The sequence below is a fragment of the Anaerolineales bacterium genome, assembly GCA_003105035.1.
GTDB lineage: Bacteria > Chloroflexota > Anaerolineae > Anaerolineales > UBA4823 > FEB-25.
Genome location: PQAL01000037.1, coordinates 33,740 through 47,294 on the forward strand (window position 1 = coordinate 33,740; position 13,555 = coordinate 47,294).

The 13,555-nt window shown below is 46.9% G+C and carries 11 protein-coding genes; 9 read left to right on the forward strand and 2 right to left on the reverse strand.

Going from position 1 to position 13,555, the window contains the following annotated elements:
- Positions 1 to 402: 402 nt before the first annotated feature.
- Positions 403 to 603, forward strand: coding sequence for a DNA-binding protein (locus C3F13_16075; GenBank protein PWB50467.1), 201 nt, complete (start codon positions 403 to 405; stop codon positions 601 to 603).
- A gap of 76 nt (positions 604 to 679) precedes the next feature.
- Here the strand turns inward: C3F13_16075 and C3F13_16080 are convergent, their stop codons facing one another.
- Positions 680 to 2,221 carry a hypothetical protein gene (locus tag C3F13_16080; GenBank protein PWB50468.1) on the reverse strand — a complete coding sequence of 514 codons (1,542 nt, stop codon included), beginning with the start codon at positions 2,219 to 2,221 and terminating at the stop codon, positions 680 to 682.
- Between the two features lie 41 nt (positions 2,222 to 2,262).
- Positions 2,263 to 3,756, reverse strand: a complete 1,494-nt coding sequence (locus tag C3F13_16085; GenBank protein PWB50469.1) for a hypothetical protein — start codon at positions 3,754 to 3,756, stop codon at positions 2,263 to 2,265.
- 258 nt (positions 3,757 to 4,014) lie between these two features.
- Between C3F13_16085 and C3F13_16090 the strand changes: the two genes are divergently transcribed.
- The 8 genes from C3F13_16090 to C3F13_16125 all read left to right on the forward strand — a co-directional run bounded on the left by C3F13_16090 (position 4,015) and on the right by C3F13_16125 (position 13,553).
- A complete protein-coding gene (locus C3F13_16090) occupies positions 4,015 to 5,259 on the forward strand; it encodes a hypothetical protein (GenBank protein ID PWB50470.1) in 1,245 nt (414 codons plus the stop codon).
- A complete protein-coding gene (locus C3F13_16095; GenBank protein ID PWB50471.1) occupies positions 5,256 to 5,894 on the forward strand; it encodes a DNA-binding response regulator in 639 nt (212 codons plus the stop codon). The genes C3F13_16090 and C3F13_16095 overlap by 4 nt, the downstream gene beginning before the upstream one ends.
- A 379-nt stretch (positions 5,895 to 6,273) precedes the next feature.
- Positions 6,274 to 7,992 carry a hypothetical protein gene (locus C3F13_16100; GenBank protein PWB50472.1) on the forward strand — a complete coding sequence of 573 codons (1,719 nt, stop codon included), beginning with the start codon at positions 6,274 to 6,276 and terminating at the stop codon, positions 7,990 to 7,992.
- Positions 7,993 to 8,202: 210 nt separating this feature from the next.
- Positions 8,203 to 9,123, forward strand: coding sequence for an ABC transporter permease (locus tag C3F13_16105; protein PWB50473.1), 921 nt, complete (start codon positions 8,203 to 8,205; stop codon positions 9,121 to 9,123).
- On the forward strand, positions 9,086 to 10,039 hold the full coding sequence (locus C3F13_16110; protein PWB50474.1) for a peptide ABC transporter permease: 954 nt from the start codon (positions 9,086 to 9,088) through the stop codon (positions 10,037 to 10,039). Before C3F13_16105 ends, C3F13_16110 begins: the two co-directional genes overlap by 38 nt.
- 14 nt (positions 10,040 to 10,053) lie before the next feature.
- A complete protein-coding gene (locus tag C3F13_16115; protein PWB50475.1) occupies positions 10,054 to 11,058 on the forward strand; it encodes a peptide ABC transporter ATP-binding protein in 1,005 nt (334 codons plus the stop codon).
- Positions 11,042 to 12,085, forward strand: a complete 1,044-nt coding sequence (locus C3F13_16120) for a peptide ABC transporter substrate-binding protein (GenBank protein ID PWB50476.1) — start codon at positions 11,042 to 11,044, stop codon at positions 12,083 to 12,085. The genes C3F13_16115 and C3F13_16120 overlap by 17 nt, the downstream gene beginning before the upstream one ends.
- 190 nt (positions 12,086 to 12,275) lie before the next feature.
- On the forward strand, positions 12,276 to 13,553 hold the full coding sequence (locus C3F13_16125) for a hypothetical protein (protein PWB50477.1): 1,278 nt from the start codon (positions 12,276 to 12,278) through the stop codon (positions 13,551 to 13,553).
- Positions 13,554 to 13,555 lie beyond the last annotated feature (2 nt).

Genomic DNA, 13,555 nt, shown 5'->3' on the forward strand with positions numbered 1-13,555 from the left:
TGCAATGGATGAGGGAGGGGCTGTCCGCTACCTCTGATGCCAATTTTTTTTGGTTTTTACCCCTATAAATCCGGAAAAATGGGGGTAAAATGGTCCAAATGTTGATTTTTTGCCATGCCGATCACCTCTGGTTGCACACGGTTGCACACGGCATGAAGAAGGAAATGCAGGTTCTCCCTGTCCTGAAGCAAAAAATCTTGCTTGATCCAGCTAATGGATTACTTTGATTCAAGTCCCTAACCATCAGAATCAACTCCATCCTTAGGATCAACGAACAACCAGCATTCCTCACTGTTCTGGTGCAGGAAGATACCAATATTTAAATCAGCAAATAACATTCCGACAAAATCATATTAAGAGAAAAGGAGATCAAAATGTACAAGGATAAAGAGTTTCAGGATAATGTTATTAAAAGACAGCACACTATTAAAATCAAAAAACGTTACTGAAATATTAAACATCAGCCATTCGAAGGCATATCATCTTATGCAAATAGGTGAAATCCCAACTGTTCGGATAGGAAAATTTCTGCGTATCCGATCGGAGGATTTAATAAAATATATTGAAGCAAACACTTATACATTTAGCCAATATTTTGAATAGCAAAGTAGTATAACCTACAGACTTTCCATAGTGAATTGATAAGGGAGGAATGTTAATTTCCCTTTTTTTCTTATCGCTATTTGAACAGGAGATCTGAGCTGGGAATCTCAGGCATGGCGATTGGCTGCGAGTACAGGTAGGCGCCCGTCGGGTGGCTCAGGTCGCCCAGCAGTTCCGTCCGTATGGCAACCAACTTTGCCTTCTGGTCGGAGGACAGGGACTGGTTGACAGCGGTGAGGTTCACGGCTATGTTGTAGATGATCTCGCCATCGTATTCGCCGTATTGCTTCATCATGGCCATCACGATGGCCTTATCGGGGGTCTCGCCTGCCAAGAACTTGCGCAGCTGGATGGAGATCTGCTGGCGGATGTCCACGATCCCTTGCAGGGACGGCTTCTGGATATCCACCAGGCCGGTGATTAACTGCGCCTGGTCGGAGGTCAGCGTGGACAACATTTCGTCACCCAGTTTGCCGGTCATGTCAGTCGGGATGGCGTAGCTGGAATCGCTCATCGCCTTGATGTCCTTCAGGTAGAAAGAACCGAAATAGGTTCCATGACGTTCCGGGCAGAAGTAGACATCCGCATCCACCGAGCCAACATACCAACTGAACATATCAGCAGCATAGGTCATCACGGCCACTTTCACGTCCCGGTCCAGCGAGCCCAGGTCCGCAGGCTCCGTCACGGTAGGCCATGTAAGCATTCCCTTTCCTTTCATAGAATCCAGGTAAGCCAGCTGATCCGTAGTGAAGGAGTTGATCATGCTGCCATACATCTGGGCACGCTCATAGCTGATCGCGCCGTCCAGCTGATAGAGCTCGGCTGAGTAGGCCTTGACAGCATCTTCGCTTAAGCCGGTCGTCCCGGCAGGCAGCTTGCCGTCCAATAGGTTCTGAAAAGCCTGGATTAGCACAAAACGTTTATAGCCGTACTCATTAATTGAGTCCACCTGGTTTTTTGCCAGTGCCACAAGTTGAACGCGCTGTGTGGCAGTCAAGACATTGAGCATGTTCATGGCGGCACTGGTCAGGAAGTCACCGGCATGACCCATCTGGCTGGGATCATTATCGCGCAGGTACTGGAAGCCCCAGAAATCGGCCACTTTGCCGGGCGGGAAAAATGAGTCTGCACCCAGGTCACCCGTTAAGAAAGCGAGGGCGTCAAAGGAGATCGTCATCCCCTGGGCCTTATCCGAAATGGCTTGGTCAATGTTATAGGCAGGGCTATTGGCCACGGATTGATCGCTGCCTGGTTGATTTCCATTCCCATCAAGCTGCACTGCTGCATTCGCTGGACCATGTTTCGGTGAGCAAGCCAGTAGAGACTCCACCATCTCGCAGACACCTGTTTCAGTGCCTTTTTGGGAGGTGAATTCACAAGCATTCTGTTCGCTTTTTCCTTCGCAGGCATCGATTGCCTCTTGCGGTGGTGTGCCTCCGCCTGTGGACGGGATATCTCTTGTTGGAGATGCTGGGGTTTGCACCGCAGCAGTTGGCAGCTCTTGTGTTTGAGCAACAGACAGTTCAGTAGATTGGGCTAGTGGAGCGCTGCTCCCCGAGCAGGCAGACAGAAGCAAGGCTACAAGCAACATCAGCCACACGATTTTAGTTTTCATATTTTTTCTCCATTCTTTGATGATGATTTAGGTTGCAATAATTAATAAGAAATTTGCGTTTGGTTTATTCCTAATTTTCGGGTGTAGGTAACATGCAATTCGGCGCTAGCAAGTGTAATATCCCTGATAGCTTCCAGCAGCACGGCTCGATTGACCTGCGAAGCAGGTACAGATAATTGTGGTTGTGCGGAGAGGGCGTATACCGTATAGGTATAAACCTTCGATCCAAGACCTTTGGAACACGGCGGCGCGTATTCGTTCCTATCATTCACACTGTTGGTACCCAGCGTACCGACCCCGAAGCTGTTTTTTGTCAGCCTCGTAACGTCTGCCGGAATGTTGTACAGAACCCAATACCAATGAATGTCTTCGGGGCTGGCAACATGATGCATAATGATTGCATAACTCTGTGTCTTAGCAGAGGCACCACTCCAGGTTAGTGCCAAGGTCGTACTGGCACCATCGCAGGTGTATTCAACCGGCAATGTGCCTCCTTCGACCACTTCAGGACTGATCAATGTAAAACCGCTGCTATTGGATGAGGTCCCAGGATTGTTTGAAGACTGAGGACCATTCTCTGACATGTGGACGGTATACACAGCAGTCCTGGCGGTTATGAACAGTGTTTGATTGTCTTCACCGACAAAAGTTACATTGGTGGGGTTTTCCGGTGTTGGTATATCTTTCAGGTGAACACCGGAGGCATCATAGATCTGGACCTGGTTGGGTGTTGTAAGGTAAACATTACCATATTCATCCAATGTCATCCCATCCGACCCGGTGGACACAAACAAGCGTTTAGTAGATAAAGTACTGTCGCCATTGATGTCGTAGGCAAAGGTCTGCCCAGCTCCATAATCGGCCACGTAGAGCGTTTTTCCATCGTCCGTACCGACGATCCCGTTTGGCTTGACCATATCGCTGATCACGCGCATAACTTTGCTGTAGTCCGGCGAAAGGTAGTAGACATCCTCGCCTTCCTGCACGACCGGAGATTGGTACGCTGGGTCAGTGAAGTAAATTCCTCCCTGCGGGTCAATCCACAGGTCATTTGGCTCATTAAATCGGAGACCGTTGTACATATCGGTGAGGACAGTGATCTGGCCGTTTGGATTGATCGAGATTACCCGTCCATTGCCACCTTCACAGACTATCAAGTTACCGCTCCCATCGAATGCCAGCCCATTAGGGCCGTTCAGCCCATCAAGAAAAAAAGTTACATTGCCAACCAGAGACCATTTATAAATCATGCCAGCACCGATGTCGGAAAAATATACGTTGCCATTTTGATCGGTCGCAGGTCCTTCAGCGAATTGATAACTGCCAATCACAGGGACAAGATTTAAGTTTTGAGAAAAGTTAAATCCGGGCATTTTGCTCATTGGGGTGACGGTAACCAGCTCCTGCGTTTCGTCAGCGCTGGACTCTATGAGGGTCTCCATCAACGTCCTGGTGTCTGGCACTTTACCGCAGGCAACAATTCCAGCAACAAAGGGGATGGCAATGAGTATAAACACATACTTGGCATATTGCATGATTTCATCTCCGTTCCTCGAGTAACTTTATGATGACACATTGATTATGTCTGTCATGTCTTGATCTACGGACATTCCACTTGCGGTTATTCTTAGTTTATCCATACAGTAAGAAGAACAGGAGTGCCTGCAATCACTATTCCCAGATTGTAAGTATGTAAGTATTCATCAATACCCATGACAGTAATCATGGGTTTAATTACCTGATGATGACCCCAAGCATGCAGGATTTACCTGGCTATATGATAAGATTTAGACATGCAAAATGAAGTTCTAAATAGCAAACGCGTTTTTCAAACTGCAGCCTGGATGTGGCTTTTTTACCTGGTATCTTTAGCCATCGTGGATTCGTTGATATACCATTCCAGCAGACCCTTTACCCCAATTTTGATTTATCACCTGCTCAATGGCATCCCGGCGCTAATCTTTTTAGGGATGTCTTACTCAAAATTGCTGGAAAACCGGGCAGGGCCCGTTGTGCCTATGATGATCGTACTCATAACCGCAACTCCCATCCTGGTTAACTATTTATTTAATCTGCACCTCCCGCCAGCCCCACTTTCTAACCTTGAGGGAATGATAATAAGACAATTGCCAGTACTGTTCATAGGATTGGTTTTGGTGGCCTGGCATTACAGCCTGATAACCATGATCCTTTATATTCTTGGTACCAATCTATTCGAATTTGCTATAGTCTTTGGTTTTGGTCTTATGGACAGAGCACTTCTATCTGCTTTTTCTTTCCTCATCATTATCAGGACGGTTTGTTTTTTGGTAGTTGGCATTTTCATTAATCAACTGATCATTCATCTGCGCAAGCAGCAGGACTCTTTAATTGTTGCAAACAACCAGCTAACCCACTATGCCAGAACCGTTGAAAATTTAACCCTCAGCCGGGAGCGCAACCGTATGTCCCGGGAACTGCATGACACAGTCGTTCATACTTTGAGCGGGTTGTCGGTGCAGTTGGAAACCACTAAAGCCTATTGGGATATTGATCCCGATACTGCCAGGAATCTACTCGATCATTCGCTTGAGGAAACTCGCACTGGTCTGCAAGAAACCAGGCGCGCCATCAAGGCGTTGCGTGCCAGCCCATTAGAGGATCTTGGGCTTGTCAGGGCTATTCAAAATTTGATCGAATCTGCACAGGAACGAGATCACTTAGTCATGGATGTCTCCCTTCCTGATCCAGACATTTTCATCTCTCCGGATGTGGAGCAGTGTGTCTATCGCATCACCCAGGAAGCCGTGGAAAATGTCATTCACCATGCACATGCCCATAATATGACCATTCGCCTGGTAGCTGTGAAGAAAGATCTTGAACTCGTTATCAAAGACGATGGTATTGGGTTCGAACCTGTAACAGATTTATCGCCCGGCCATTTTGGTATTGTCGGGATGAAAGAGCGTGTTCAGTTGGTGGGTGGTCAACTGACAATTGATAGTTCCTCAAATGGCGGAACAACCATCCGGCTTTACATCAAAGGAGGTATCGGATGAGGGTAATTATTTGTGATGATCAAGCCATTGTGAGGGATGGATTGGAATTATTATTGAAACTCGAAAAAGATATGTCTGTGGTTGGTTTAGCTCAGGATGGTGCTGAAGCAATTGAGATGGTATCCAAATTTTCCCCCGATCTGGTGTTGATGGATTTAAAAATGCCAGGTATGAATGGTGTGGAATCTACCCGGAGAATCTGCACAGAATATCCATCGGTGAAGGTGCTGGTTTTAACCACATTCGATGATGATGAGTGGGTTTTCGATGCCATTCGAGCTGGAGCATCTGGTTATCTGCTGAAAGACACTCCCCGCGAAAAACTGATTGAAGCCATCCGCGGAACCATGATTGGGAAAACCTATGTGGATCCGATCGTGGCGGGAAAATTGCTAGATCAGGTTGCAAGCCAACAGGAACAACCTCAGACTTTGATCACCGATAAGCTCTCCGAGCGAGAAGTGGATGTTCTGCGATTGATCGCCCTTGGATTTTCCAATACGGAAATCGCAGACAGGTTGCATCTATCTGAGGGTACGGTGCGAAATCATGTCAGTTCAATCTTTTCTAAACTCGATGTTTCGGATCGTACGCAAGCAGCGATTATTGCGATAAAGCATGGGCTGGACAGATAAAATACTTACCTAGTCAACAAGGGTAGGCAGATTGAAGATCTAATCTCAGGGGGAGACAATAACCATTCACCCATTTTTAGTCATTTTGTGCAAGGATCAGTGAGAACATTCAATTCCTTATGATGATGTTCCAAGTTTAATGAAAGCCTCACTAATTCTAGTGATTCACTGGATACTCGAAATTACTAATTATTGCTAGTTGGTTTACTGCATCTTTGTGTTGTAAGAGAATAGCTGGTTGGATAAGATTAATCTATCCCTCATTAGATTTAGTCATAAGGTCTCTATCAATATAAGAACAAACTTTTCTCTGCATTGCTTTCTACCCAACCTTAGACGAGGAGGTGATCTATAAGGATTGTTTAAAACGATAGCAATAATGTATATCAATATTATGAATCCAAATAGAAGAGGAGAAATGATAATGAAACATGTCTATAAGATTAGTTTGATCTTGATTGTGTTGGTGATGGTATTATCTGCATGTGGCCCAGCAGCAACGTCCACTACAGTTCCACCAACTGAAATCCCCGCCTCACCTGTTCCGCCGACCACTGCACCCACCGCAGCAGTGCAACCTCCCACAGCAGTCCCACCAACCGCGGTTCCACCTACTGAAGTTCCACCTACTGAAGTCTCTGGCCCACAAGGGACTTTGCGCGTGGCCTTATCCGGTGAGCCAGCCTCCCTATATATCCCAAACACTCCAGATATGAATTCCGATACCGCTGCGTCTCAGCTCTACGATCCACTCGTGCAGTTGGACGACCAGGGAAATATCCAGCCTTCACTTGCTGAGAGTTGGGATATCTCTGCTGATGGGACAGAATACACCTTCCACCTACGAAAAGGAGTTACCTTCCATAATGGTGATCCTTTTACAGCTGATGATGTGGTCGCAACTTGGGAATATGGTAAGAATCCCGATACATCAAAATGGCCCGATCGGTTCGAGATTGCTAAGACTGTAGAAAAGATTGATGACTTTACAGTCAAAGTTACTACTGATGGTCCTAAACCACTCTTACTGATTACAATGTGGGATTTCTGGTCGATCATCCCCAAAGCATATATGGATAAAGTAGGCGTAGCTGGTTTCGAGCAGGCTCCAGTTGGTACCGGGCCCTTCGAATTCGTTGAATGGGTCAAGGGAGACCATATTACCTATAAGGCCAACCCCAACTATTGGCAAAGTGGTCTACCAAAGGCTGAAACACTTACCTTCCGCTTTATTCCAGATTCCGCCACGCGTGTGGCAGCTATTCAAACCGATGAAGTGGACATTGTCACTCGATTGACAGCTGAGGAATCCCAGAGCTTAAAGGATGTTTCAGGGGTCAAGACTCTTGAGTATCCCCTTACGCGTGAATATTACATTGCATTCAATAACCTGACGACGGGTATAGGCCAGCCGACCATGGATGCAAAGGTCCGCCAGGCCATGAACTATGCCGTGGATATCGACGGGATTTTGAAAGCCTTATTCCTCGGTTATGGGAAACGGTCGACAGGTTTCGTCGCCACTGGAGAGCTGGGTTATGGCAATGTCCAGCCATTCGCCTATGATCCAGAAAAAGCCAAGCAGCTTCTGAAAGAAGCAGGTTATGAAAATGGTTTCACAATCGACATGGCTTGCCCAGCTGGTGCTTACAGCTCCTTTGAGGAAGTTTGCCAGGCAATCGTAGGAAATTTGGGCGAAGTAGGTATAACCGTTAACTTAAATATCATGGAATCGGGTCAATATTGGGACCTGGAAGCTAAGAAGCAGTTACCACCACTCTTCGGAGATGCCTGGGCTGATACCAGTGGTGAAGCCTACAACCGCTTATATGGCGCATTGGGCGGTAATAACGCGGCTTACTCCTCCTGGTCCGATCCCAAGATCGACGAGCTCCTAAAGTCGATCTCGGAAGAGGTAGATACTGCCAAACGTAAGGCATTGTATGAGGAGCTTCAGGTTTACATGCAGGTAAACCCACCATTCATCTACCTGTATGAGCCCTATACTTTCGAGGCGACCAGGGATACGGTTCAAAACTACAGCCCACGCCACTCAGAGTTTGTTTACTTCACGAACACAACAGTTGCCGCTCCTTAATAGAATTATTGCACATAGTTTCCTCAAAGAAATGAAAGCGAGTTTCAATGATGAAAATATACATTTCTTGAGGGAATCGTATGAGAAAGTCAATGAACCTTGGGGAGGGTTAAAGAATAACCCTCCCCAAGTAATGATTATCAGGAACATTGTAGAAAGAACATAGCTGTAAAATATCTGTAGGCAGGCCTAGTAAGGAGGAAGATACAGATGTTGCGCTATTTTTTGAATAAACTAGCTCTTTCCATCCTTTTGCTCCTCGGCGTACTGGCTTTGGTATTTCTCATGCTTCGCGTCACTGGAGATCCTGCTGCTCTCATGATGCCACGCGAAGCCTCGCCGCAGGAGATCGAGGCCTTTCGTGAAAAAATGGGTTTCAACCGACCTCTCGGGGTACAGTTTGTTGACTTTATGTCAAAAGCGGTCGTCGGTAATTTTGGCAATTCCCTTCATTACAACACACCCGCCTTGCCCCTGGTGGTACAACGATTACCAGCCACAGTTGAATTGGCAGCTGTTGGGCTTCTCATGGCTCTTTTTATTGGCGTTCCATTAGGTCTTGTGGGAGGTTTTAACCCTGGAAGTTTGATCGACTCATTTGGCCGTTTGCTTGGTTTGTTGGGACAATGTATCCCCAATTTCTGGCTTGCACTTATCCTTATCCTTATCTTCGCTGTTCGCTATGGTTGGTTTCCTGCTTTTGGTCGGGATGAACCCAAATCGGTGATCCTGCCAGCGTTTGTGCTTGGGTTGGCTGTTATGAGTCAAATCCTCCGCATGACCCGTTCTACTGTTTTGGAAGTACGCAGCGAGGACTACATTCGAACTGCACGCAGCAAAGGACTTAATTCACGTACGATCTACTTCAAACATGTGCTTAGGAATGTCTCCATCCCTCTAGTGAGCCTGATTGGAGTACAGTTCTGTTATATGCTTAGCGGTTCTGTCTACATCGAAACGATTTTCGCTTGGCCTGGAATGGGGCGGTTGCTTCAAGAGTCAATCGGCTGGCGAGATTTTCCACTCGTTCAGGCATTAGCGGTATTCACTAGTGTGGTGGTGATTACTCTGAATCTCGCAACCGATCTGGCTTATGCATTGCTTGATCCAAGGATCCGTTATGGCAAGTAATGCCTTGACCCCTCAATCCGACAGCCTGCTCACCAGTCAAAACACATTGAAGGATAAGCTGGGCTATTTATTGCGCTTGCTCCGGCGAGACCGGAGCGGCATCATTGGTCTAATCATGTTCACCATAGTCCTTTTTGCTGCAGTCTTTTCCCGCAATATCTCCACCCAGGATCCTTTAAAACAGCAACTAAGCGCCGGTAGAATGGCTCCAGCATGGACTGTAGGCGGCTCCTGGAGTCATCCATTTGGCACAGACAGCCTCGGCAGGGACTTATATAGCCGAGTTGTTTATGGGGCACGTGTATCATTAACTGTCGCTTTCTTCGGCGTATTAATTGCCGCTACGCTTGGTATGGTCCTTGGTTTAATAGCAGGCTATTTCGGGGGAAAAACAGATACCATTATCATGACCCCAATCAATCTGATTCTATCATTACCTTACCTTCTTTTTGTTGTATTTATTGCTTCCATCCTGGGGCGGAGCCTGATCAATGTGATCCTGATTTTTGGAATCACAGATTCACCTATTTTCGCCCGCGTGACACGCGGTGAAGTATTACGCATCCGCGAAAGTGCATATGTAGAGTCAGCAGTCAGTGCCGGCGCGCGTTGGGGTCGGATCCTTTTTTCCCACATCTTGCCCAATCTTATCGGTCCGATCATTACCTTAGCCACATTTGAAATGTCTGCAATGATCTTCTATGAAGCCGGCCTTGGATTTTTAGGTTTGAGTGTACCTCCTACGGTGCCTAGTTGGGGCAACATGTTAGCTGAGGGACGCAAGTACCTGGCAAATTATCCCTGGTTAACCACTTTCCCCGGTTTAGCTATCATGTTCACCTCGATGGCGATGAACCTGCTTGGTGATTGGTTACGCGATGTCCTTGACCCCCGCTTACGACGGGCAAGGAAGTAAGGTATCGGACGACGATGTCATTGATTCTGGAGGTTAAGGATCTCATAACCAAATTCTATACTGTGGATGGTGTCGTTAATGCCATTAATGGGGTTAGTTTTAATTTATTTGAGGGCGAAACCCTGGCTGTCGTGGGTGAGAGTGGCAGTGGTAAGAGCGTTTCCATGTTGTCACTGCTTGGACTGATTCGTATGCCTCCAGGCCGGATTGAAGGTGGGGAAGCCCTATTCCATGGCTCGCATGGGACACGTGATTTGCTGAAACTCACTCAAAAGGAATTAAATGATGTGCGAGGAGGGCAAATCAGTTTTGTTTTTCAAGATGCACAAATGTCACTTAATCCCATCCTCAGGATCGGTGATCAGATCTCAGAGACACTCACCCAACACATGGGATTAAACAAGGAACAGGCGCATGCCCGATCGATTGAACTGCTAACCGAGGTTGGAATCCCAGACCCGCAATTACGTTATGGTAATTATCCATTTGAATTTTCTGGTGGGATGCGCCAACGAGTGATGATTGCCATTGCTATCGCCTGTAACCCGCAAATCGTCATTGCTGATGAACCAACGACAGCCCTGGATGTAACCATCCAAGCCCAAATGGTTAATATTTTCAAACGATTGCGCAAAAAACTGGGAATGGCAATTATATGGATCACTCATGACCTTGGAGTGGTAGCCGGGTTGGCTGAGCGGGTTCTCGTCTTCTACGGAGGGCGGGTCGTGGAGAGTGCTCTAGTAGACGACTTGTATGAGCACCCTGCCCATCCCTATACGATTGGGCTTCTTCAAGCACTGCCCCGGCTGGATACAAAGGAATCTCGCCGGCTAGTAAGTATTGAAGGCACCCCACCGGATTTGCTGATCCCACTTCGGAATTGTCCGTTTGCCTGGCGGTGCAAGTATGTATTTGAACGCTGTTGGAAAGAAATCCCACAACTATACCCGGTTGGTGAAAATCATATGACCGCCTGTTTCTACGACCTGGAGAAAGGCGATGTCCGTGATGCCTGAGGATGGGGTTCTGATCCGCGTCGTGAATTTAAAAAAATATTACCCGATTCACGAGGGGTTTTTCGCCAATGTTCGTCGTTGGATCAAAGCGGTTGATGATATCTCATTTGAAATTCATAAAGGCGAGACCTTGGGATTGGTCGGTGAAAGTGGTTGCGGTAAGACCACCACAGCACGGGCTATTCTTCAATTGCAACCACCAACAGCTGGAGAAGTATTCTTAGAAGACATTGAGTTAACCCAGCTTAGTTTTCAAAAAATGCGTCAGCTGCGTACTAGAATGCAAATTGTCTTCCAAGATCCGTATGCTTCATTAAATCCACGCCATTCGGTCGAACATATTATCGGAGAGCCATTGATCATCCATCATATGCTATCTGGAAAGGCTTTACACCAACGGGTGGCAGAATTACTTACCCTTGTGGGGTTGGACCCTGCATACGTGCGTCGTTTTCCGCATGAGTTTTCGGGAGGTCAAAGACAGCGTATCATGATCGCCCGTGCGCTTTCTGTGAACCCTGATTTCTTGGTTTGTGACGAGCCAATCTCAGCACTGGATGTATCTATTCAAGCCCAGGTGGTCAACCTGCTTCAATCCCTGCAGGAACAGCTTGGCGTGGCTTATTTATTTGTCGCTCATGATTTGAGTATGGTCAAGCATATCTCGCACCGTATTGTAGTCATGTATTTAGGTCATTGTATGGAATCGACTGACCGCAACACCTTATTTGATGATCCACTACACCCATACACCCAGTCCCTAACTTCAGCAGTGCCCATACCTAATCCAAAGCTCGAGCGCAAACGACAAAGGATCATCCTTAAAGGTGAACCGCCCAGCCCTGCAAATCCACCAACTGGTTGTGTTTTCCATCCCCGCTGCCTGCTCGCTGCAGAAATCTGCAAAACGGATATTCCTGAGTTTAAAGAAATCTATCCTGGCCATTATGTCGCCTGCCATCTGGCTGATGCTGCAGGTCACAGTAAAATCCCCGAGTCTGCCCTCATCGACCAAGATCAGGGATAGTGGAAGCCAGATGACTCCCGTAGGTTTAAACGGCAGATGGAAAAGCGTTTACACTCCTGGCAATCACCACAAACAATCTGCGTGTACTGCAGACATCTGGATAGTTGGCAATGACTCAGAAGATTATTGATGAAGGTATGCCTCAATACATATGCCAGGAGATATATACCTTGCTAAAAATTGAGGAAAAATGAAAACGATCTCTGAAAAAGTCAAATTGGTTGTAGCAGGCGGGGGGACTGCTGGTCATATCGCCGCCATACAAGCAGCCCGCCTGGGGGTAAAAACATCAGTCATTGAAGCTGGGACCATGTTAGGCGGAACGATGACTGCTGGTGGCGTTTATATGCCCAATCATTTCTTCAGTACGAAGGGACCTGTTGTTCAAGGGATTCCCTGGGAGTTATATACCAAAACAAAAGAGATCGAAGGGCTTCCGATTCCAGATTATCGAAAGAGAAGACCGGTGGAATCACCTGGATATTACAGTTATATTAATATCCCGGTTTATGCCGCACTAAGCGAAGAGGAAGCGCTCAAAGCGGGTGTGGTCCTGCATTACCACGAGTTTATTGCTGAAGTTAAGTCTGCAGGAAATCTATGGGAGATCACCTCTTTTGGACGGGGAATCAAACGCATCACCAAAGCTAATGAGATTATTGACTGCACCGGCGATTCCGATATCGTAAGAATCCTGGGACTCAAGGTACTCAAATCTCGAGATTGCCAACCGGGTGCACTTCAATACAAGATCGAGGGCATCGAACACGAGCAGATATGGAAAGGAGAGGTCCAAACCATATACGAGGAAGCCATGCAAAACGGGATCTTACAAAAAGGTGATTTTGCATATCCAAACATGGAAACTTTCAAATACTACCTTGACCATGGCGGTCATAATGCCACCCATATCTATGACGCCAACACATCCGATTGTGATGGTCAGACAAGGGCAAACATCGAGGGTAGAGTGCGTATGTTGCGGATGTTCAAGTTCGTCAAAAATTCAATCCCAGGTTGTGATAGAGCTGAAATCAAAATGATGGCGCCCTATGCAATTGCTCGTGAAACCTATCATACCCAGGGAGAATATGTCATTACGGGGGAGGATTTCCTCAAAGCAGTCAGTTTTGAGGATAAGGTATGTAATGCATTCAACTATATTGACATGCATAGTCAGGAAACAGGCTGTGAAGTCCAATTTCTCGAGACAGATGATCTCCTTCCAAAGGTTCCATTCCGAGCCTTGATCCCAAAAGACAGCCAGCGTATTACCGTGGCTGGTAGAAATATATCAGCAAACCGAGTTTCTTTTGCTGGAATCCGTGCCCAGTGTATTTGCATGGCCATGGGACAAGCCATGGGAGCAGCAGCTGCACTGGCTACTCAACGGGGGGTAGCCTCCAGGGATGTGCCCAGCCAGGATATTGTGGCTGTAACAGTTGAGCACGGAGCGGTTCCATTATGATT